At 59.4% G+C, this 21,285-nt stretch carries 18 protein-coding genes and 1 pseudogene; 11 read left to right on the forward strand and 8 right to left on the reverse strand.

The genetic code is table 11. The features are described from left to right. The first annotated feature begins 83 nt into the window (after nt 1–83). The 6 genes from ROSMUC_RS03960 (at nt 84) to ROSMUC_RS03985 (ending at nt 8,397) form a co-directional block, all read left to right on the forward strand. The gene (locus ROSMUC_RS03960; RefSeq protein ID WP_146005665.1) at nt 84–1,244 is read left to right on the forward strand and encodes a hypothetical protein; all 1,161 of its coding nucleotides are present in this window, start codon (nt 84–86) and stop codon (nt 1,242–1,244) included. After that, a complete protein-coding gene (locus ROSMUC_RS03965) occupies nt 1,237–3,423 on the forward strand; it encodes a hypothetical protein (protein ID WP_037269985.1) in 2,187 nt (728 codons plus the stop codon). Before ROSMUC_RS03960 ends, ROSMUC_RS03965 begins: the two co-directional genes overlap by 8 nt. Before the next feature lie 466 nt (nt 3,424–3,889). Further along, nucleotides 3,890–4,954, forward strand: coding sequence for a TRAP transporter substrate-binding protein (locus tag ROSMUC_RS03970; RefSeq protein ID WP_037270396.1), 1,065 nt, complete (start codon nt 3,890–3,892; stop codon nt 4,952–4,954). Further along, nucleotides 4,954–5,478 (forward strand): TRAP transporter small permease subunit, encoded by a 525-nt coding sequence (locus ROSMUC_RS03975; RefSeq protein WP_037269987.1) that lies wholly within the window; start codon nt 4,954–4,956, stop codon nt 5,476–5,478. Before ROSMUC_RS03970 ends, ROSMUC_RS03975 begins: the two co-directional genes overlap by 1 nt. A gap of 9 nt (nt 5,479–5,487) precedes the next feature. Beyond that, nucleotides 5,488–6,813 carry a TRAP transporter large permease gene (locus ROSMUC_RS03980; protein ID WP_037269989.1) on the forward strand — a complete coding sequence of 442 codons (1,326 nt, stop codon included), beginning with the start codon at nt 5,488–5,490 and terminating at the stop codon, nt 6,811–6,813. 3 nt (nt 6,814–6,816) lie between these two features. After that, nucleotides 6,817–8,397, forward strand: a complete 1,581-nt coding sequence (locus ROSMUC_RS03985) for a gamma-glutamyltransferase family protein (protein WP_037269991.1) — start codon at nt 6,817–6,819, stop codon at nt 8,395–8,397. A gap of 146 nt (nt 8,398–8,543) precedes the next feature. On the opposite strand, the pseudogene ROSMUC_RS03990 reads toward ROSMUC_RS03985, so the two are convergent. Together ROSMUC_RS03990 and ROSMUC_RS03995 are read right to left on the reverse strand one after the other, a co-directional pair. Beyond that, nucleotides 8,544–8,858 (reverse strand): annotated as a pseudogene (locus ROSMUC_RS03990) (IS6 family transposase); the annotation flags it as partial. Between the two features lie 295 nt (nt 8,859–9,153). Next, nucleotides 9,154–10,008, reverse strand: coding sequence for a MurR/RpiR family transcriptional regulator (locus tag ROSMUC_RS03995; RefSeq protein ID WP_037269993.1), 855 nt, complete (start codon nt 10,006–10,008; stop codon nt 9,154–9,156). A 181-nt stretch (nt 10,009–10,189) separates the two neighbouring features. Between ROSMUC_RS03995 and ROSMUC_RS04000 the strand changes: the two genes are divergently transcribed. The 5 genes from ROSMUC_RS04000 to ROSMUC_RS04020 all read left to right on the forward strand — a co-directional run bounded on the left by ROSMUC_RS04000 (nt 10,190) and on the right by ROSMUC_RS04020 (nt 14,847). Then, the gene (locus ROSMUC_RS04000; RefSeq protein WP_037269995.1) at nt 10,190–10,999 is read left to right on the forward strand and encodes a transporter substrate-binding domain-containing protein; all 810 of its coding nucleotides are present in this window, start codon (nt 10,190–10,192) and stop codon (nt 10,997–10,999) included. Between the two features lie 79 nt (nt 11,000–11,078). Continuing rightward, nucleotides 11,079–11,822 (forward strand): amino acid ABC transporter permease, encoded by a 744-nt coding sequence (locus ROSMUC_RS04005; protein ID WP_037269997.1) that lies wholly within the window; start codon nt 11,079–11,081, stop codon nt 11,820–11,822. Continuing rightward, nucleotides 11,819–12,694, forward strand: a complete 876-nt coding sequence (locus tag ROSMUC_RS04010) for an amino acid ABC transporter permease (protein ID WP_052115250.1) — start codon at nt 11,819–11,821, stop codon at nt 12,692–12,694. Before ROSMUC_RS04005 ends, ROSMUC_RS04010 begins: the two co-directional genes overlap by 4 nt. A gap of 11 nt (nt 12,695–12,705) precedes the next feature. Further along, nucleotides 12,706–13,452: an amino acid ABC transporter ATP-binding protein gene (locus ROSMUC_RS04015; protein ID WP_281256576.1), complete on the forward strand. Its 747-nt coding sequence runs from the start codon at nt 12,706–12,708 to the stop codon at nt 13,450–13,452. 6 nt (nt 13,453–13,458) lie between these two features. Further along, entirely contained in the window at nt 13,459–14,847 is a 1,389-nt protein-coding gene (locus tag ROSMUC_RS04020) for an aspartate ammonia-lyase (protein ID WP_037270003.1), read from the forward strand. A gap of 6 nt (nt 14,848–14,853) precedes the next feature. Here the strand turns inward: ROSMUC_RS04020 and hpxZ are convergent, their stop codons facing one another. The 6 genes from hpxZ to ROSMUC_RS04050 all read right to left on the reverse strand — a co-directional run bounded on the left by hpxZ (nt 14,854) and on the right by ROSMUC_RS04050 (nt 21,204). Further along, nucleotides 14,854–15,267 carry an oxalurate catabolism protein HpxZ gene (gene hpxZ / locus ROSMUC_RS04025; RefSeq protein ID WP_052115251.1) on the reverse strand — a complete coding sequence of 138 codons (414 nt, stop codon included), beginning with the start codon at nt 15,265–15,267 and terminating at the stop codon, nt 14,854–14,856. 8 nt (nt 15,268–15,275) lie between these two features. Next, complete coding sequence (locus tag ROSMUC_RS04030; RefSeq protein WP_075571707.1) at nt 15,276–16,451, reverse strand: amidase; 1,176 nt, start codon at nt 16,449–16,451, stop codon at nt 15,276–15,278. Between the two features lie 11 nt (nt 16,452–16,462). Then, nucleotides 16,463–17,755, reverse strand: coding sequence for a TRAP transporter large permease (locus ROSMUC_RS04035; protein WP_037270007.1), 1,293 nt, complete (start codon nt 17,753–17,755; stop codon nt 16,463–16,465). 10 nt (nt 17,756–17,765) lie between these two features. Then, nucleotides 17,766–18,278: a TRAP transporter small permease gene (locus ROSMUC_RS04040; RefSeq protein WP_037270009.1), complete on the reverse strand. Its 513-nt coding sequence runs from the start codon at nt 18,276–18,278 to the stop codon at nt 17,766–17,768. Between the two features lie 131 nt (nt 18,279–18,409). Then, nucleotides 18,410–19,411 carry a TRAP transporter substrate-binding protein gene (locus ROSMUC_RS04045; RefSeq protein ID WP_245875106.1) on the reverse strand — a complete coding sequence of 334 codons (1,002 nt, stop codon included), beginning with the start codon at nt 19,409–19,411 and terminating at the stop codon, nt 18,410–18,412. A gap of 167 nt (nt 19,412–19,578) precedes the next feature. Continuing rightward, on the reverse strand, nt 19,579–21,204 hold the full coding sequence (locus tag ROSMUC_RS04050) for a gamma-glutamyltransferase family protein (RefSeq protein WP_245875107.1): 1,626 nt from the start codon (nt 21,202–21,204) through the stop codon (nt 19,579–19,581). Nucleotides 21,205–21,285: the final 81 nt, after the last annotated feature.

Here is a 21,285-nt window from a genome sequence, read left to right on the forward strand (position 1 = left end):
GGGTGAAGATGACATCATCCGCTATGAAGACATTTACGCGCGTGGCTGACGGGCGCGCTGCACATAAACAGATGGAACCCGCCATGTCCGAAGAATCCCGCCTCATCATCTGGGTCAGGCCCGAGACAGAGGCCGCCCTGATCGCGGAGAGATTGCAACAGATCGCCGCCGGGCCGGACGAGCGCGTCAAGGTGGAGATCTGCACGGACCCGGATACGGCACAGGCGATGCTGCGTTCGGATGGTGCCGCGATATTATGCCAGATATACACGTCACCGGAACGCTTTCTCTCGCGGGCTGTTCGGGATGGTGACAATCTGAAAGCGGCGCTTGGGAAATGGATGGACGAGGCACACAAGATGCTTGCGCTCCATCGGCAAAACCGGGGGCGCAGCCTGCTCTTCGAGGCACTCCACCTCTGCCGTTATTCCGATACCGGTCTGGCCCGGCTTGGCTTTTCATCGGGCAGCGTGATCCTGAACACCGCGCTCGAGGATGTGCCACAAGGGGCCCCATTGCAGTGGTTGATCGCACAGGCCCATCTCCAATCCCGCCCCGATGTCGTAGACCTGCGCGAGGAGCTGGATGCCAGCGCGCAGCTTCTGTCAAATGACGCAGCTCTGGTGCCGCCCTTGTCAGCCGAGTTGGCGCTACAGGATTACCGCGCCCAAGCCCTGCGCTTTGCGGAGGTCAAAGAGGAACGGGATTCGGCGAAAAACCAGACCCTGGCGAGCTTGGAGAGCCTGAAAGTCCTGAGGGCAGAAACCGCGTCAAAGGATCTGAGCCTGCAGGCGCGCGCGGCAGAGATCGAGGCGCTGCGGGCGGAACGCGACAGTCTCAGTGCCCGGGTGGCAGAGCGGGATGCGAGCCTGCAGGCCCGCGCCGTGGAGATCGACGGGCTGCGAGCGGAGCGCGACAGTCTCAGCGCCCGGCTGGCAGAGCGGGAGGCGAGCCTGAAGGCGCGCGCCATCGAGATCGACGGGCTGCGCACCGATCTCGTCGGGAAGGATGCGGCGCTTGGTGCGGTGCAGAAGGATATCAGCCGGGTCAGCAAGGAACGCGACCTCGGCTTCAAAACGCGCGACGGCCGGATCGCTGATCTGAACGAGGCAGTGAAGAAAGAACAAGGTCAAGTTCAGGCGCTCGAAGCCGAGATCGAACGCATCATGAATTCCCGCTCAATTCGCATCACCGCACCGCTTCGCCGCCTATGGGCCCTGTTTGGCGGGAGGTCACATGACTAAGATCTGGCCCGAGATCGTGGCCATGGATCTGGCCGCCCGGCCCCTAGGGACCATTCTGATGCTCGGGTCCGGCGGCGAGACGCTGCTTGGGAGTTTGCCGCTTGCGGCCACGACGCGGGTGGTACGGGCGGAGCCCGATCCCCGGCGGGCGCGGATTCTGCAGCGCCAGCACGTGTCGGACTCGTCCGTCACGATCCTGCCCGTCGCAGTTGCCGAGACGGCTGGCCCTGCGAGGCTGCGACGCTTCAATCTCTCGCATGCGACCTCGTTTCGCGCCCCGACCGGGCTTGCCTCCCTGTTCCCGGGGCTGTGCGAGACAGGGCAGGCCGAGGTCGAGACACAAACTGTCGCGGCGGTCGTTCAAGAGGTCGATCTCGACCGTGAGGCCGACAACGTGCTCATCCTCGGGTTGGCGGGCGAGGAACTGGCCGTGATTGAAAAGCTTGCGGATCTAGGCCTGTTGCAGCGGTTCGCGCATGTGATCGTCCCCTTGCCGAGCCTGCCCCTCTATGAGGGATCGGGCGACGGACGGGAGATCCGTACCCGTCTCGAAGAGGTCGGTTTCCGGGTAGAGAGCCGGGACATGTCCGACCCGGATCTCGCGTTTGCCCATCTCCGTATCGACCGGGTGCAGGTGGCGCTCACCACCGAGCGCGATGGGCTGCGCGAGGAACTGGAGAGAACCCAATCCGAGATCGCCCGCCTGCAAGACGCGGTGAGCGCGGCCGAGACCGAGCGCGACCGGCTGCGCGAAGCGCAGGGCACGTCCAATGCCGAGATCGAGCGCCTCAAGTCCCTGCGCGCGCAGATTGCTGCGGCCCGCGATGCGGCACAAGAAGCGCGCACTGAGGCCGAGCAGAAAGCCGCGACGCAGGCAGAAGAGATCGCCCGCCTGCAAGACGCGGTGAGCGCCGCCGAGGCCGAGCGCGACCGGCTGCGCGAGGCGCAGGGCACGTCCAATGCCGAGATCGAGCGCCTCAAGTCCCTGCGTGCGCAGATTGCCGCGGCCCGCGATGCAGCACAAGAAGCGCGCACTGAGGCCGAGCAGAAAGCCGCGACGCAGGCAGAAGAGATCGCCCGCCTGCAAGACGCGGTGAGCGCCTCCGAGCAGAAACGCGAAGCCGCGCAGAAGATCGTCGTCGCGACGCAGGAAGAGAAGGACCGGATCGGAACCCTCAGCGATACCTATCGCCATGCGATCCGACTGGAGCTGATGCGCACCAGTGGACGCGCGTCCGAACGAGCGCGTCCATTGTCGCCCGCCGTCCTGCGGTGGCTCGAGGCGCTTGACAGCCCGACATCGGCGCTCACCTCACAATCTCTCGGCGCACGGACCTTCAATCTGGAGGTGTATCGGAAGGCAACCGAGAATGCCGCAGATCATGCTGATCGCCATATCGTTCTGGATGTGAAATCCATACCGCGCTCTGGTCTGCATTACATGAAGCGGCAATTCGCACATCTGTTTCAAGATCGGTTCAGTTTTTGCGAGTGGTACCAAGAGCCGGGTTGCTGCAAACGGATGCCCTGCGCGTTCTTCCCCCATTCGGCGGGCGATGGCGCTGCGCTCCGAATGCTGAAGTCCCATGATTTCGACCTGAGCGATCCAGTCTACCCCGTCACGCCGGGCCTGCAACGCCTCATTCTGGTCCGTGATCCGCTCTATGTTCTGACATCGCATTGGGTCTTGCATCTACTGGCCAAGAACAAGGAAATCCTGGCAGCCAACGATATCCGCTTCGAAAAGATCGTTTACCTCCACGAACCTGCCGTGCTGTCCCGGGCCTATGCGCTTTTGGATGAGGCCGCGGTCATTCCCGACGCCGAGGCCGTTGCGATGTTCCTGTCGGAACAGCAGGAGTATTTGACCGGGTTCGCGCGCAAGTGGGCCGTAGCGGCAGAGATGCCCCGGACCTATGTTGTCCCCTATGACAAGACGCCGCTGGCGATAGAGGCCTGTCTTGCGCCGATCCGTGAGGCGATGTCCGCTGATCAGCGCGCTCGGCTGGACGACTATACCGCGGGCTGGAGAAAAAGCTTTCAGCCGCGTCAGGATCCGTTCCGGGGGCCGACCCCGTATCTGAGTAGCCTGCTCGAACGCCATTCCGCGCTGTTCCGCGCGACGGCAGACGCGGTCCGCGATGCCGATAGCAGCGGGTTCTTTGACCTGTCGGGATAGGCGGGCTGCCGCCCCCAGAGTGTGTTATGTGCATTTGCGGTCACGCAACACGCTCTAACCCATTGATTTTGCATGTTCTAGACACCCTCTGGCTCTAGCAGAAGCACGCCGGCGCTCCGCCGACGCTTGCGAGCGGACAGAGCGCTGTGAGTGACGGTCTTGGGCGTTGATTGCCACTGAGATTTGACCCGGCAGAGCAAAGGCCAGTGCCCCCCTTTGGAAAGAAACCTGTGCGGTCATCTGCTCCCTTCTACGGCAGCAGTTTACAATCGCTAAGGGGGCCCTGAGCCAGAGGTGAATGCTCTAACCTTTTCATCCCGCTCAAAAAATGGACAGGCTTTCGCAATATTGGGCAAAATTGCATGCAAAATGCAATCTTGTGGTGATTTTGCGCTTTGGAATCTGGTTTCTGCCCTGTGGGACGACATGGTCTGCCCATCTGCCACCGATTAAAAAGGACAGGACAATGGATAGACGCAAGTTTCTGGCGGTCACCGCCGTCGCCCCTCTGGCCGCGCCGAGCATTGCGCGGGCTCAGACCAGTTTTGCTTGGAAAATGACCAACGCTTATGGCCCCGGTTCCCCGTTCTATGTCGAGGGCCCGGGGAGCCCCAAGGACTTCTGCGACAAGGTTGCGGCGATGTCTGGTGGCCGTATGACCATTCAGCATTTCGCCGCCGGTGAGCTGATCCCGGCACTAGAAGGCTTTGACGCCGTGCGTGGCGGCGCGGTCGAAATGAACGCCGCAAACGCCTATTTCTGGGCGGGTAAATTGCCTGCGGCGCAGTATTTCACGACTGTTCCCTTTGGCATGAACTTTCAGGGCATGACGGCGTGGCTCTATCACGGGGGCGGGATGGCGCTTTGGGATGAGCTTTATGAGCCGCTTGGCCTCAAGGCGCTGCCAATGGGCAATACCGGCGTGCAGATGACCGGCTGGTTCCGTGAGCCGATCGAGAGCATAGCCGATTTCAAAGACCTCAAGATGCGTATTCCCGGTCTTGCCGGCAAGGTCTATGCGGCCTTGGGTGTCGATGTGAAACTCTTGCCGGGCGGCGAGATTTTCCCGGCGCTGGAACGCGGCGTGATTGATGCGGCGGAATTTGTCGGACCCTATCAGGATCGTCGCCTCGGACTGCATGATGCGGCCAAATACTATTACACGACCGGCTGGCACGAACCCTCGAACGTGACCGAACTCTTGATCAACAAGGCCGCGTGGGACACGCTGCCCGCCGATCTTCAGGCTATTGTGTCTACCGCTGCCATGGCCTGCAACCTCGAAAGCCACACATGGTGCGAGGCGAATAACGCCGCAGCTCTCAAGGACCTGGTCGAGAATGAGGGCGTGATCGCCAATACCCTGCCCCAGGATGTGGTGGACGAGTTGAAGGCTGTGACGCAAAAAGTCCTCGAAGAAGGCGCTGCCGCCGATCCGGCGACCAAAAAAGTGCATGACGCCTTCATGGCGTTCAAGGCCGAGCATGACAGTTGGGCCGCCGTGTCCGAAAAGCCGCTCTACGCTCTGTGATGCAGGCGTGGATCAAACGCGTTACGGACGGGGCTTCTGGCCTCGTCCGTGTCATCGGACATGTCGCAGCATGGAGCGCGCTGGCGCTTGTGCTTGTCGTCGCGTTCAATGTACTGGCGCGCTACCTCTTTTCCTATGGCACCGTCGGGTTGCAAGAGGCCGAGTGGCATATCATGGCGGTGAGCGCGCTTTTTGGGATGTCTTACGGTCTCAATCAGGGGGGCGAGGTGCGGGTCGACATTTTCTATGGGTCGATGCGCCCCAAGTCGCAAGCACTGGTCGATTTCGTGTCCAACATCGCGCTTTTTTTGGTTGCGCTCCTCATTGCCTGGCTCTGCATTGCTTATGTGCAGTCAAGCTACGCGATCAACGAAGGCTCTCCGGATCCCGGCGGCCTTGGCTACCGCTACCTGCTCAAGGCAGCGATGCCTGTGGCCTTTTTGCTCTTGGCTTTGCAGGCGGTCGCGATGATCGGCCACGCCGCGCTCAAGTTGATGACCCCTCTCCCAGAAAGACAGGAATAGGCACGTCCAATGCCCTACACTGAAATTCTCGCGCTCTGCATGATCGGCGCGTTCTTTGTCCTGTTGCTGATCGGCATGCCGGTTGCCGTGTGCCTTGGCGCGACGGGGTTTGTATTTGGCTACATGGGCTTTGGCTCCATGCTCTTCACGCTGATGCCCGCGCGCATCTTCGGGGTGGTCACCAATTATACACTTCTGGCACTGCCCCTCTTCATCTTCATGGGGATCATGCTCGAAAAATCCCGAATAGCCGAAGACCTGCTGGAGGTCATAGGCTTTGCCATGGGCGGGCTGCGCGGGGGCATGGCTCTGGCCATTATCCTTGTTGGGGTGTTGATGGGCGCGGCATCTGGCGTGGTTGGCGCGACAGTGGTCACGATGGGGCTGATCGCCCTTGGCCCGGTGATCAAGCGCGGCTACAGCGCCAGCGTAGCCGCAGGCGTCATCTGTGCATCGGGCACTCTGGGGCAGATCATTCCGCCTAGTCTGGTTTTGATCCTGCTGGCCGACATCATGGGGCAATCCGTGGGCACGCTCTTTGCCGCAGCGCTCTTTCCGGGGCTGATGCTGGCGGGGCTTTTTGTGGGCTACGTCCTCATTCTTGGATTTCTTTCGCCCAAGACCCTGCCGGCGATCCCTCTCGAAGAGCGGGCCGCGATGCTGCGCGGTGAACTGGCCGGCAAGCTTCTCAAGGTTGTCTTTCCGCCCATTGCCCTGATCGTTTTGGTGCTGGGGTCGATCATCGGCGGTGTTGCCGCACCGACCGAAGCGGCCTCGATGGGTGCCTTTGGCTCTATCGTGCTGGCGGCACTGGCCGGGCGGCTTAATCTCTCGATCCTGCGTGACGCGGTGCGCGCCGCCTTTGTGACTTCAGCCATGGTTTTCCTGATCCTGATTTTCGCGCAGCCGTTCGGGTTGGCCTTTCGCGGACTTGGAGGCGAACATCTGGTGCAATCGGCGTTCTCCAGCGTGCCGGGCGGGATGGATGGTCAGATCTTTTTCCTGATGCTCTTGCTCTTTGTGCTGGGCTTCTTTCTGGAATGGATCGAGATTTCCTATATCGCCTTGCCGCTCTTTTTGCCGATTTTCATGCAGTCTGGTGCGGATTTGACATGGATCGCTATTCTGGTGGCTATGAACCTGCAAACCTCGTTTCTCACGCCTCCCTTTGGCTGGGCGCTGTTCTTTCTCAAAGGGGTCGCCCCGCCCGAAGTCACGACCGCTGACATCTACAAGGGGGTTTTGCCCTTTATCGGCCTTCAGCTTGCTGCGCTCAGCCTTGTCTATTTTTCACCGGGGCTGGCCACATGGCTGCCCCAAGCAATCGGATGGTGAACCATGCTTCATTCTGCCTTGGGATATAACGGCGCGGTGTCCGCGCCCCATCGGGCCGCCGCATTGGCGGGACGGGATGTGCTGCGCGACGGAGGCACAGCAATAGAGGCGATGGTCGCCGCTGCGGCGACGATTGCAGTGGTCTATCCGCATATGAACGGCATTGGTGGGGATGGGTTCTGGCTGATCAAGCAACCGGGAAAGCCACCTGTCGGCATCTTTGCAGGCGGGCAGGCGGCGGGGCTGGCGACGCCAGAGTGGTATGCGGCGCGAGGGCATCATCAGGCAATTCCCACGAGGGGCGGTCTGGCTGCGCTGACGGTTCCCGGCACAATCGGCGGCTGGGAGGCGGCGCTTGACGTGCAGGGCACAAAGTTGCCGCTCTCGCGTCTCTTGGCCCCTGCGATTGCCTATGCGGAACGCGGCATCGCCGTGACCGGCAATCAATCGCGCACCACGGCCGAAAAGTTGGACGGCTTGCGCGACGTTCCGGGCTTTGCCGAGACCTTTTTGATCGGTGGCAATGTGCCAGAGGCGGGCGCACATCTGCGCCAATCGGCCCTTGCCCGCACCCTGCGCCATCTTTCTGACGAGGGGCTGCGCGCCTATTATGACGGCCCGCTGGCGCGCACCCATGCCGCCTATCTTGAGGCCAACGGCAGCCCGCTGCGCGCCGAAGACTTTAAGGGTTATGCCGCAGAGCAGGTGACGCCGCTGAGTTTGGAGACTTCTCAGGGGCGGCTCTACAACATGATCCCACCCACGCAGGGGGTCTCATCCCTAATGATCCTTGGTCTCTTTGACCGACTGGGTGTGACGACGGGTGACGGCTTTGATCACATCCACGGGCTGATCGAGGCCACCAAACAGGCGTTTTTACGGCGCAATGCCGAATTGGGTGATCACACCCACATGGCGACACCGGCGCAGGAATGGCTAACGGATGCGGCGCTGGATATGCTGGCAGCGCGGATCGACAGAAGCAAGGCGCTGCCCTGGCCCTATGAGCCGAAAGAGGGCGATACGATCTGGATGGGCGCCTGCGACGCCGACGGCACGGTCGTCAGTTTCATTCAGTCCGTGTTTTGGGAATTCGGCTCTGGCCTCACATGCCCGGATACGGGCGTCTTCTTTCAGAACCGGGGGGCGGGATTTTCACTGACTTCGGGGCCGAACCAGCTTGCCCCCGGCAAGCGCCCGTTCCACACGCTTAATCCCGCCATGGCCGAATTGCTTGATGGGCGCGTGATGGCTTATGGCACGATGGGTGGCGAGGGCCAGCCCCAGACGCAATCCGCCGTTTTCACCCGCTATGTTCAGTTCGGCATGGGCTTGCAAGAGGCGGTGACAGCTCCTCGCTGGCTATTGGGCAAGACCTGGGGGCAGGAGACTACGTCACTGAAGCTTGAGGATCGGTTTGATCCGGACCTGATTGCGGCGTTGCGAGGGGCCGGGCATGAGGTTGAGATGATCCCCGCTTATTCGGATCTTGCGGGCCATGCCGGGGCTGTGGTGCGCCATCCGACTGGATTGATAGAGGCCGCTGCCGATCCGCGTTCGGATGGGGCCGCGATCACTGATTGAGGTCTAGGGGCAGGGCCGGCCTGAGCAGGTGGGCTCAATCTGCCCTGCCCTTGTGCGTGAGAACAGCAGTGCAAAAGTTGGCCATGGAAATGGCGTGATAATCTCGCTGCGGGCCACGTAGTTGCCGCAGGCGCGTCGCGAGTTTAAGACCGCATGAAGCCCAGCGTTTCGCCGCGCTTGTCGATCGCTCGATACAGACAGCACCAGCGTCCCTACACTTTCTTATATGTTGCATCCATCCGCCAGGAGCGTGCAGCCCCGGTCATCCGTTTCTGTGCCTCTTGCGCGATCAGAGGTGCATATTTCTCGACCCAACGGTTTAGCGTGGCGTGATCGACAAAAACGCCACGGTCCTTGATGATTTCCTCAAGATCACGATAGGAAACCAGGAAACGCACGTAGAACCAGACGGCAAACACGATGACGTGTTTCGGAAACTGAGCGCCCTTGAAATCGATCACACTATTCTCCACCCTGCGACGTTCAGAAGCGCCAGATGTAGATTTCGTGCCCAAGCACCTCAACTCGAGAAAACTTTGCGAGAGAACCGCAGGGGGCAGGTCACTGGAAATTCGACGAGCCTCTGAGGCTTATGCGGACCGCACGCCAACCAACGCACGCGAATCTCGCGCTTGTTTTTGCGAAGTCGTCTTCGAAGTTGGTGATGACCGCCTGTAAAAGTCTCCGCGCCAGCCCCTATGCCCCCTGAATAAATGAGTTACAGATCAACTCGCACTGGGACGCGTATAACGCGCGCTACTCGTCAAGATAAGCGCCGCTTGAGCGTCGGATCTCATCCAGTTGCCTAAGTCGATGGCGCGAAGCGTCACCGCTGGCTGCGGCACAAGCCGCCAAAAGAATTTCGGCGACAAGTTGCACGGCGATGGCTGATGGAAAGTAATGTGGGCTGGCTGTTGGGGCCAGAAAGATGCCATTTGCATAGGGGGCCAATGGCGAGCTGGGTCTGTCGGTGATGGCATAGACCGATGCACCGGCGCGACGGGCATATTGCATTGCATCAATCGTCTGCACGCAATAGGGCGCAATGCCGAGCGCCAGCACGGTATCACGCTCGGAGATTGTCGAAATCCGCTCACTGGCAGCCACGGTCCCGGCTGGCAGTGTGACAAGATCGGGCAGAGCAAGCCTCCCGGTTGCTTCGATCATACCGGCAGCCCAGTACATCGAGCCTGCGCCGATCACATAGGTGCGCCCGGTCCGATGCACAGCGGCAACAAAGGCCGCAACCTCCTTTGGCTCAAGATGCGCGGCAACCTCTGCGATATTATTCTGGGCGGCCTCTGTCATATGAGTGATCAGCTTCGACAGCGAGTCGCTCTGAAAGGTGCTGCGCAGCGCATCAACCCGCGCCCCAAAGCCGCGCCCCATCAACAGTTTCTGAAAGTCCTGTCGAAGTCCATCATAACCCTCATATCCCATATTTTGCGCCAGTCTCTGCATTGTCGGCGCGGCCACACCGCAGGCCTGTGCCACAGAGCGCATGGATTCCATCGCGATCCGGTCTGGATTGTCCAGCGCAAAGCGGGCCGCAACGGCCAACTTGCGCGGCAGGGATGGCAACGCTTGGGTTAACTTTTCGTCGATTTTCATATCCGCGACACCTCTCGCTTCAGCATCGTCAGTGTCATGTGGAGATCGCATTGGGGCAAGTGTAATTTTTTAACGCAAAAAATGACAAATGATATTTTTTTCTGGACTCGTGAGAGTCAAAACCTCATCAAATCCGAAGCAGCACGGAAGACGTGTTGGCACCAGACAACAGGAGAGTGGAATGAGGACGTATATCAAAGCTGCACTGACCGCCGTCGTGGCCACCTTGACCAGCACCGCCGCCATGGCCGATGCGCTGCAAGATATCAAGGATGCTGGCAAGATCGTCGTTGGCGTCAAGCAGGACTACAAGCCATGGGGGTATCTGACCTCGGACGGTCAGCTTCAGGGCCTTGAGATCGACTTGGCCAAAGACGTCGCAGAGCGGCTGGGGGTCGAGGTGGAACTGGTTCCGGTGGTCGCGTCCAACCGTATGGAATTCCTGCAGCAAGGGCGGATCGACCTGATCATCGCGACGATGGGGGACAACCCACAGCGGCGTGAGGTGATCGGCATGATCGAGCCCAACTACTATGCCGGCGGCACCAATGTTTTGGCGCCCAAGGCTGCGGGCCTCGAAAATTGGGAAGACCTGAAGGGCGCAGACGTCTGCGCGCTGCAAGGTTCCTACTACAACAAGCGCGTCACGCAACTCTACGGTCCCAATCTGGTCGCTTTTGCGGGCATCCCAGAGGCGACTGCGGCGCTCTTGAACGGAAGCTGTGTCGCCTTTCTCTACGACAACACCTGGATCGAATCGCAACTGGCCTCGGACGCACAATGGGCTGAATTTGAAATGCCCTTCCCGACTGAAGACCCGCAAGCATGGTCCATCGCCGTGCCACTTGAGGAACTCGACCAACCCTATGGTAAATTGATGAGCGAGATCGTCACCGATTGGCACAAATCCGGCTATCTGATCGAACGAAACGCAGCAAACGGCATCGCGCCCAGCCCGTTCCTGCAGGCAGAGCACGACCGTTTGAAGTAACCTTTCCTTGCTGAACTGCCCGGCAGCACATGTCTCTGCCGGGCATCTCTTTGCGCTGCGACAGAGGTGATCCGAGCCGATGGACCTTGCTAACACATTTATCGACTGGCTGCGCCCCGACTGGTTTTTGAACCTTGCCGTGGTCAGCGACGATTACAATCGCGGTCGCTATGTCGCGGGTCTCTGGATGACGATCAAACTGTCGGTCGTGTCGATCTTTTTGTCGCTCCTTGTCGGCGTGTTGGGGGCCGCTGTCCAAGGTGCGCCGTCCCGCACATTACGCGTTGCTGTCGGGCTCTTTGTTGCGTTCTTTCGCAACACACCGCCATTGGTCCAGCTCTACTTCTTTTATTTCGCCATCGGCACGGTGCTGCGGATCACCGGCGAGAATGGTCTTCCGCAGCCTTTGATCAGCAATTTCGGCTGGGCTATCATTTCCCTATCGCTGTTTGCCGGCGCGTTGAATGTGGAAATCTTTCGCGCAGGGGTCGAGGCTGTGCCGCGCTCGACGGTAGAAGCGGCCGAGGCGCTCGGGTATACACGCCTGCAAATCTACACCGATATCGTGCTACCGCTGGCGGTGCGCGTCTCATTACCGGCGCTCGGGACAAATCTGGTGAACTTGGTAAAGACCACAACACTCGCCTATGCGATTGCCGTGCCGGAACTGCTCTATATCTCGGCGCAAATCTGGTCCGAGGATCTGAACGTACGCGAGATGATGAACGTTCTGCTGGTGTCCTACGTGGGTCTGGTCGCCGTTCTGGTCTGGGTATTGCATCGTTGGGAAAAGGCGCTGCGCATTCCAGGATATGGGGAATGACCATGTACTGTCTCCACCAGAAACCCAAGGTTCGCGGCCACATGCCGGTGATGCTGCCCATGCGCCTGCGCGCCGATGGTTTGCCGCTTGCGGATAGGCTCTTCAATCTCTGGACGCTCACAGCGCTGGTGCTGGCCTTGGCCGCCGTGCTGATTGGTCCCGCCTTTGCCCAGCTTGCAACGCCAGACGAACGCACGATCCTCACGATCCTGCTGGAATGGACCCCCACCTTGGCCAAAGGGTTTGGTTTTAATGTCCTGATTTCCGTTCTGTCGATGCTGATCGGGACGATTATGGGGGTGTTTCTGGGTGTTCTGCAGGTGTCGCAGATCCGTCCGATACGGCAGTCTGCATGGCTTGTCACACAGTTCTTCCGAAACTCACCTTGGCTTGTCCTTCTGTTCTATTGCATCCTGCTGATCCCATTCCAGTTCGAGGTATTCGGCGTGAAGGTCCCCTTCCCCGGCTGGATCAAGGCCGTGATCGGCCTGTCGTTGCCCGTCATGGCCTACACGTCGGAATTCATGCGGGGTGCGATCCTGTCCATCCCGACGGGCCAGTGGGAATCTGCTGAATCCTTGGGGTTCAGCCGCCGGATGACCCTGACGAACATCATTCTTCCACAAACCGTCAAGCGCGTGCTGCCGTCTTGGATGAATCTCTACGCGGTTCTGACGATGGCGACGCCGCTGGTGTCCATCATTGGGGTCGATGATGTCATGGCCCTGACGCGCGCTGCGCTGAGTGCTGAAGGGCGCGCTGATCTCCTGATCCCGATGTACCTTTATATTCTGTCCTGGTTCTTTCTCTATTGCTACCCGATCAGCTCTTTGACGCGCGTTCTGGAACGAAAATACTCGGTGAAACTATGAGCGAGGCTTCCATGACCTGGACCCCCCAACAGCCAATCGTGTCGTTGAAAGACGTGCACAAGTCCTTTGGCTCTGTCGAAGTGCTCAGAGGCATCTCGCTCGATGTGATGAAAGGGGAGGTGATCTGTATCATCGGGCCGTCGGGCTCGGGCAAATCGACCCTGATCCGCTGCATCAATGCGCTAAACGACATTCAGGCAGGTTCGATCACCGTGGAGGGATTGGAGGTCAACGACCCAAAGCTGGACAAACTCGCGCTGCGACGAAAGGTCGGGATGGTGTTCCAGCAATACAATCTTTTCCCACACAAGACCGCCTTGCAAAACGTGATGATGGCACCCATCAAGGTGCTCGGCCAGGACCGCGCAGAGGTGGAAAACCGCGCGCGCGCGCTGATTGCCAAGGTTCGTCTGAACGGCAAGGAAGACGCCTACCCCGGCGAGTTGTCCGGGGGCCAACAACAGCGTGTCGCAATCGCACGATCTCTGGCCATGAACCCCGACGTGATGCTGTTTGACGAGGTTACCGCCGCGCTTGACCCTGAGACCGTGAAAGAGGTTCTGATGACGATCAAGGACCTCGCGGCGGACGGCATGACCTGCATCCTCGTCACGCATGAAATGGGCTTTGCCCGCGAGATCGCAGATTGCATCTACTTCACGGATCGCGGGGTGATCGTCGAGTCAGGTCCACCAGCGACCTTTTTTGACAACGCGCAAGACCCCCGCACCCAGCAATTCCTTGCTCAAATCCTGTAGGTGCCCATGACGTATCGCACTGAATCCGACAGCCTTGGCACCGTCCAATTACCCGATGGCGCGCTCTATGGGTCCAATACCGCACGCGCATTGGAAAACTTTGCCGGCATGGGCCTGCCTCTCTCGGCCTATCCCGATTTCATGCGCGCCATGGCGCTGGTCAAACGCGCGGCCGCGATGGCCAATCGCGAGGTGGGGGCTTTGGCCTCAGATGTGGCTGACGCCATCATCACCGCCTGTGACGAGATCGCGGCTGGCGGTCACGTCGAGCATTTTCCCACGCCCCTTTTGGAAGGGTCTGGTGGCACATCCACCAACATGAATTTCAACGAGGTGATCGCAAACCGTGCGGGCCAGATCCTCGGCGATACGCCGGGATGCTATGCGCGCGTCAATCCCAACGATCATGTGAATTGTAGCCAGTCCACCAATGACGCCCTGCCGACAGCGGTCAAGCTGGCCTGTGTTCTGACCGAACCGTCCCTGACCGCAGCAATAGAGACCTTGATGTCAGCGCTGCGCGTCAAGGCCGACGAAACGCGGGATATGCTGCGCGCGGGGCGGACCTGCATGCAGGCGGCGCAGCCGATGACATGGGGGCAGTATTTCACGGGTCACGCCAGCGCCCTCTCGCGCGCGTTGAGCGCGGTACGGGCGGCGGTTGATGCCTTGCGCACGGTTCCGATGGGCGGGACCGCAATCGGGACCGGTCTTGGGGCATTTCCAGGCTATCGCCTTGCCATTGCCCCCGCTCTTTCAGAGGTGTTCGGCATGGAAATCCGTTTGGCGGAGGACTCATTCGATGCCATGCATGCCGCCGACGGGTTTGTGCGCTTGTCGGCAGAACTTCGTAATCTTTCTGCTGTTATGGCCAAGCTTGCCGCGGATCTGGTGATCCTTGGCAGCGACGGCGCGTCGGGTTTGGGCGAATTGCGTTTGCCGCCTGTGCAACCCGGCTCATCCATCATGGCAGGCAAGGTCAATCCGGTGATCCCCATGACCGTCCAACAGGTCTGGATGCGCGTGCATGGCCATGATGCCGCCATCGCCATCGCCGCGCAGTCTGGCCAGATGGAGATCAACCATTTCGAACCGCTGATCGCCCTGTCTCTCTTCGAGCAGATGGCGTTGATCACCGCCGCCGCCAAGAGCTTTGCTGCGCGCTGCATCGCCGGACTGGAGGTGGATGAGGACCGCAGTTACCTCAACCTCGCGCAATCGTTTGGCGTCTCGACCGTTTTCCTGAAAAAGCTGGGGTATGCACGTGTTTCGGCCATGGCCAAACGTGCGCTCTCCGAGGGCAAGCCGCTGGCAGATATTGCCGTTGAAGAGGGTCTTCTGTCCGACTCTGATATTCGCGATGTTCTGCGCCATGCGGCGGTTCCGGCTGAATGACGGCGGCTAGAGGCGCTCGCGTATTTGCCGTTGCTCAAGATCGACAATCGAGACATGCGCCGAGACGATTTGCCAACCTGTGGCTGGAAACTTTACGAGGCTCTGACTCTGCCTGCCGGTGCGGGTCGCAGGCCAGTCAGCGCGCGTGAAAATCGCATTCGTTGTGGCAAAGTCATCGCCAAAGGTGGTGATGACCACCTGTAAGAGGCTCCGCGCCAGCCCTACACTTGGACGCGCCTTGCGGAACGCGAGGATCTCATCCTGACCGAACAGGTTTTCAGAGGCCCCCAATCTGACCGTGTGGTCACTGGACCAAAACAACGCATCGAGGGTCGCGACATCGTTTGTCACGAGGGCCGTTTCGTAGCGATAAAACACCTCTGTTACTTCGGCGTGGGTCTTGGGGCGGTTTATGTCCATAACGCCGCTCACGTGTGAGCCAGTGACACTGGCGCAAAGGTCTGCGCCGCAGCGATCAGGCGCAGATCCGTTCCTCGGGCACCGAGAAGCGAAAGACCAATCGGTGCGCCGTCATGGATTGCAAGCGGCACGCTGATCTGTGGCAACCCGGCGTGCCCGGCAACGCAGAGCAGTGTCAATGCAGCGTTGCGGAACACATCTAGATCCTCTTGGGGCGTTGTGCGAAGGGGGGCCACGCCCGGAGATGTTGGGAAAACGAGGATAGTTGTGGGCGCAATCGACGTTTCGAGATGAGAGCGAATGGCGGACCGGCGCTCGACTGCGCTGTCGAACTCCTGCTTTGAAATCTTGCTGGCAGTGTCAAACCTCTCTCGGATACCCGGCCCAAAATCAGGTTGGTGCTCCTCTATCCAAGCGCCGAGCGCTTGCCAGATCTCATAGCCTTGATGGATGCGGAACACATGCAGCCAGTCTGTCAGATCACCACCCGGCAAAAGAGGGTCCAAACGACATTCACCGGCAGGACGTGAGGCGCGCAAAGCCCCTGCAACGCCGTCGTCTACAAGTGACCAAAGGTCAGAAGGCAGCCAGAACGTGACTGGCCCCTCCGGCGTCTGATCCTTCTGGAACACCGAAGCGATGGCCGCCATAGTGGTGAGGTCGCGCGTGAAAAATCCGGGTGTATCGTAGCTCGGCGCAAGGGGGACCAGATTTTCGCCTGACATGAGCCCATGTGTTGGCCGCCAGCCATAAACGCCGCAAAAGGATGCCGGCAAGCGGACCGAGCCACCGGTGTCGCTGCCCAGACCAATGTCCACCAACCCGGCCGCCACACTGGCCGCCGAGCCAGAGGATGATCCCCCCGGAACCCGGTCAGGAGCGGCGGGATTGAGGGGGGTGCCATAGCGCGCGTTGACCCCCATGAGGCTATAGGCAAGCTCATCCATCTGCGTCTTGCCAATGATCTCTGCGCCCACGTCAAGCAAAGCCTGCACAACAGGAGAGGTCTTGGTCGCGGGACCGTGAAAATCGGCCCATTCCGGGCATCCAGCCCCGGTCACATGCCCCGCGATGTCAAAGCCGTCTTTCACGCCAACGCGCAACCCGGCGAGCGCGCCAGAGGGGCTGGACCCCCTCAAAGGCGTGTCAAATTTACGTATGAATGGATCGCATGTCGGCAGCATCCGGCATCTCCTCAGAAAGACGTTGAAATATTCGGATAGAATTGCGCTGGCAGCCAGAGCGACGTGATCGGAACATAGGTAATCACCGCCAGCGCAATCAAACCGACCAGAATAAATGGCAGCGCGCCCTTGATCGCGTCGCTGAAGGTGATGCCGAGCGCACCGGAGACAAAGAGGTTCAGGCCGAATGGCGGGGTAAACATTCCAATGGCGGCATTCACCGCAAGCACAATGCCTAGATGGATGGGGTCAATACCCGCCGCCATCGCGACCGGCACGATAAACGGCACGAGGATGATGATGATGGAATTCGGATCAAGGACCATGCCCGCCAAGAGAATGATGCAGTTGATCGCCAACAGGACGTAAATCGGATCATTGCCAATTCCGGCCAAGAGCCCGGTCAGTCCGTTCGCGACGCCGGAAGTGGTGAGATACCACGCAAATGCCGAGGCCGCCGCGATGATGATCATCACTTGCGCCGTCGTGATCGCACTGTCGACCGCAGAATCGAGAATGTCGGTGAGGGTCATTTCCCGGTAGATCAGGGCCGATACGAAGACAGCATAGATGACCGCAACCGCCGCTGCCTCGGTTGGGGTAAAGATGCCCCCATAAATGCCCCCAAGGATGATGAAAGGCGTGGCCAAGCCCCAGAAACATCCGCGCGCCGCGGTCATTATTTCGGCCCGGTCCCACCGCGCCTCACGGGCCATGCCTGTGACCCTTGCATAGACAACGCAGACGGCGATGAAGGCCAGACCATAGACCAACCCAGCACCGACACCCGCCAAGAACAGCGCGCCGATCGACACACCTGTGACTGCGCCATAGACGATCATGAAAATCGACGGAGGAATAATGATGCCCATGGAACCGGAACTCATCAACAGGCCAATGGAAAACCAGCGCTTGTATCCTTCCTTTTCCATGGCAGGCAGCATGATCTTGCCAACAGCTATGACGGTTGCCGGGCTGGAGCCAGAGATCGCGGAAAAGAACATCGAACTTGTAACCGTTGTGATGCCCAGCCCACCAAGCAACGGGCGCACAAGTGCATTTGCTAATCTTATCAGCCGCTTGGATATTCCACCCTGCGCCATGATATTGCCTGCGAAGATGAAGAACGGGATCGCCATCAGCGGAAACTTGTCAATACCGGAGAACAATCGCTGGATCACGAGGACAGGTGGCGTCGCGGTCGTGGTCTCTAGAATGACCATTACGGGCAGCAGCAAGACGACAAAAACAGGCACCCCCACAAGAAGCAGGACAACCAATGATCCAAAGAAAGCGACGTGCATCCGGGTATCCTCAGGCTGTGCTTTGAGCGGCGGTCAGACGGCGGGCATCCTTTGACAGGAAAAAGGCGTTCTGGATGAACCGCACCGACATGAGCGTGCACCCTGTCGGGATGGCGAGGTAGACAACCCACATGGGCCATTCGAGCGACGCGGATGTTTGCCCGAATTGCTTCATCTGGCTAACCAGGGTCCAGCCGTACCATGCCAGCATCGCGGTGGTGCCGGCGGCTATCAGGGCCGCAAACTGTGCCAAGCGGTGCGCCATTCTGGGGGGCAGGACCGCCCCAAGAACATCAATCGAGATATGAGCCCCCGAGCGTGCCCCGATGCCCCCCCCGATGAAGACAAGCCAGACGATGGCATAGCGCGTCAACTCGGCCGCCCAAGCCAGCGCTAAACCAAAGAATGCCCGCAACGCCACATCTGCGACGAGGATTACAACCGCGACCAGCAAGAGGAGTGCGACCGTGGTCCGTTCCAGAAATGTCAGGGCCGCATCTATCAGTTCAAGCCATTTCCGCATCGGCAAAGTCCTTGTTGAAGAGGCAAAGATCGGTCGGGGTACACCCGACCGAGAGGATCGGCCTTCCGGGCAAAGGGCGCAGACGGCCGACCTTTGGGCCCCGCCATGACGACAGGGCCTGTGTTCTCAGCTCACTTTGAGAAGGACTCAATCTCGGCATAAGCCGCCTCGAGCAAGTCGCTGCCGATACGGTCCGCGAATTTCTCATGCACCGGCTGCATTGCATCGGCGAAAAGGGTCAATTGTTCCGGTGTCATTTCGACCACTTCGGTGGTTCCGGCATCAATGATTTCCCGAAGCAGGCGGCCATTGTCCTCAGCGGATACCTGGCGTTGGTAATCGCCGGCTTCGCGCGCCGCAGACATCAGTATGTCTTGCATTTCCGGTGACTGAGCATCGAACCACACTTTTGAGAAGATGAAAGCCGTGCCGATGTACCCATGGTTCGAGAGCATCATATAATCCTGCACCTCGTAGAACTTCATCGAGTTGATGGATACGATCGGGTTCTCCTGACACTCCACGACCCCTTGCTGAAGAGCCGTGTAGGTTTCGGAGAATGCCACGGGAATTGCCGTCGCTCCCAATGCCTCAAACTGAGCGATCAAGAGCGGGCTCTCCATCACGCGGACATTGCGCCCAACATAGTCCTCGGGTTTGCTGATAAGATGGTTGCAGGTCAGTTGTTTGAATCCCGACTCCCAAAACTTTGCCCCAACGAAACCGGAGGCTTCGAGCGACTTCAGCATTGTACCGCCGACCTCTTCTGAATCGAGTAGGGCATAGGTCGCCTCGACCGACGGAAAGAGGAAAGGCAGGTCAATCAACTGTAATGACGGGCTAAAGTTCGCGAGCTTGGCGGTCGGGATAGGGGCGGCCTGTACCGCACCAAATTGCATTTGCTGCGCAACCTCGACATCGTCGCCAAGTGCGTTGTTGGCATAGATTTCGACCTCATAGGCCCCGTTCGATGCGGCCTCGACAAGCTCTTTGAACTTAACGGCGCCTTTGTGCTGGGCCGAGGTGTCCGGCAAGTCATGGTGAAACTTGATGACCTCTCCGAGAGCGACCGTCGATGTCACACTCAGCGCGAACGCAGTTAGGCAACCGATTGTAATCTTTCTCTTATTCATTTCCATTCTCCTGTAGGACAAGTTTCCGTCTGACGCGTGAATGTGTGAGCGACGCTCAGTAAGTGCACAATTACTTTGCAACTCGGGTGTCCGTTTGATTGGACGTCGAAATCTCAAGTGCCTGTCCAAGTGGCGACAAGCCTGCGTTTTGGGCAGGTATCAAATCATCAGAACGCAAGTGCTGCACCATCCGCACGCGGGTCACTCGCGGCTTCCATCAGCCCAGTGGGATGCTGCACGACGGCCCCCGCATGTCCGGCTAGATCGGACCACGGCGCTATTATTTCGATGTCGTGGCCAAGCGAGTGCAACCCCGCCATGAGGGAGGGATCAAAGCGATCCTCAAGCTTGAGAGTCGTGGTTGTTTCGCCCCAGGTCTTGCCCAACAGCCAACGTGGTGCCGTGACTGCCTGCTGCAAATCCTGACCGAAAAGCGCATAGCGCGTGAATACTGCTGCTTGCGTTTGCGGCTGCCCTTCTCCCCCCATCGTGCCATAGGCCATTATGCGGCCATCGTTCAGTTCGGCGAGCGCGGGATTGAGGGTATGAAAGGGGCGCGCGCCCGGACGCAGTTGATTTGGGCCTAGGGCCAGAGAAAAGCCCGCGCCACGGTTCTGGAAAAAGACGCCTGTATCGGTGCAGGTCAATCCGGAGCCAAACTCCCAGAACACCGATTGAATGAAACTGACAACCGTTCCCTCCGCATCTGCCGCCCCCATCCAGATTGTGTCACCCGGTTTGGCCGGATGCGGCCAAGCCAAGGCCCGCGCCGGATCAATGCGCCCGGCAAGGGTGGCAATATGATCTGGTTCCAACCAGTCTTGGGCCGGCTGAGACATGAAATCAGGGTCGCCCAGTTCGGCGTTGCGCTGAATGAACGCCTGTTTTGTGGCCTCAATCAATCCGTGCAGATGTGCGGTCCCCTCAGCTTGGGTAACGCCAAGCTGGTCAAAGATCGCGAGGATCATCAGTGATGAAATCCCCTGCGTGGGTGGTGTCATGTTCCAGAGTCGGCCTGCACCAATCTGAACCGTGAGCGGTGTCACAAGGTCCGCTGAAAATGTGTTGAAATCCTCAAATCGCAGCGGGCTTCCTGCTTCCTCAAGAAAGCGGGCATGGGTTTGTGCGATGTCGCCACGGTAATAGTCGTCCAGCCCGGTCTCTGCCAGCCGTGCCAGCGTGTTGCCAAGCGCCGATTGCCGCAGCCTGTGCCCTGGCGCAGGAGGCATGCCCCCCACCAGATAGGTTTCAGAAAAGCCCGGCACATCCTTGAGCCCAACCAGTTTTTCCAACGTCGTGCGAGATTGATTGCCGGTGACTGCGATTCCGTCACGAGCCTGCGAAATCGCGGCACCAAGCAGATCCCTGAGCGGCATCCGGCGACGGTCCGGCACCAGTGCCAGTGCCTTGGCCCATCCAGCAATCGTGCCCGGCACAGTCAGAGTTGCCAAGGCACCCCGCGCAGGAATTGCATCCAATACACCCTGCGCGGCATACCAGCCAGGGGTAGCCAAAGAGGCAGCCCGACCGCAGGCCGATATTCCGACAGGCGCCATTCCTGGTCGATGAATGAGCCAGAACCCGTCACCTCCGATGCCGTTCATATGGGGGTATGTGACCGCAATACTTGCAGCCGCCGCAACCATTGCCTCAATCGCAGTGCCGCCTGCATTCAGCACATCCCGCCCCGCCAAGGCTGCCGCTCGGTGGGGGGCACTGAATGCGCCGTTAAATCCCAATGCTGTGCTTAGCAATTTTTCACTCCCACGTGAGCACCTGAAAGTATGAGGCATTGGTTAAAATAGTAAGTCAACTATTACTTACAGTTCCTTGCAAACCAAATCTGTTTATGATGGGCTGGGCCAAACACCGAG

The organism is Roseovarius mucosus DSM 17069 (assembly GCF_000768555.3).
In the GTDB taxonomy this organism is placed as follows: domain Bacteria; phylum Pseudomonadota; class Alphaproteobacteria; order Rhodobacterales; family Rhodobacteraceae; genus Roseovarius; species Roseovarius mucosus.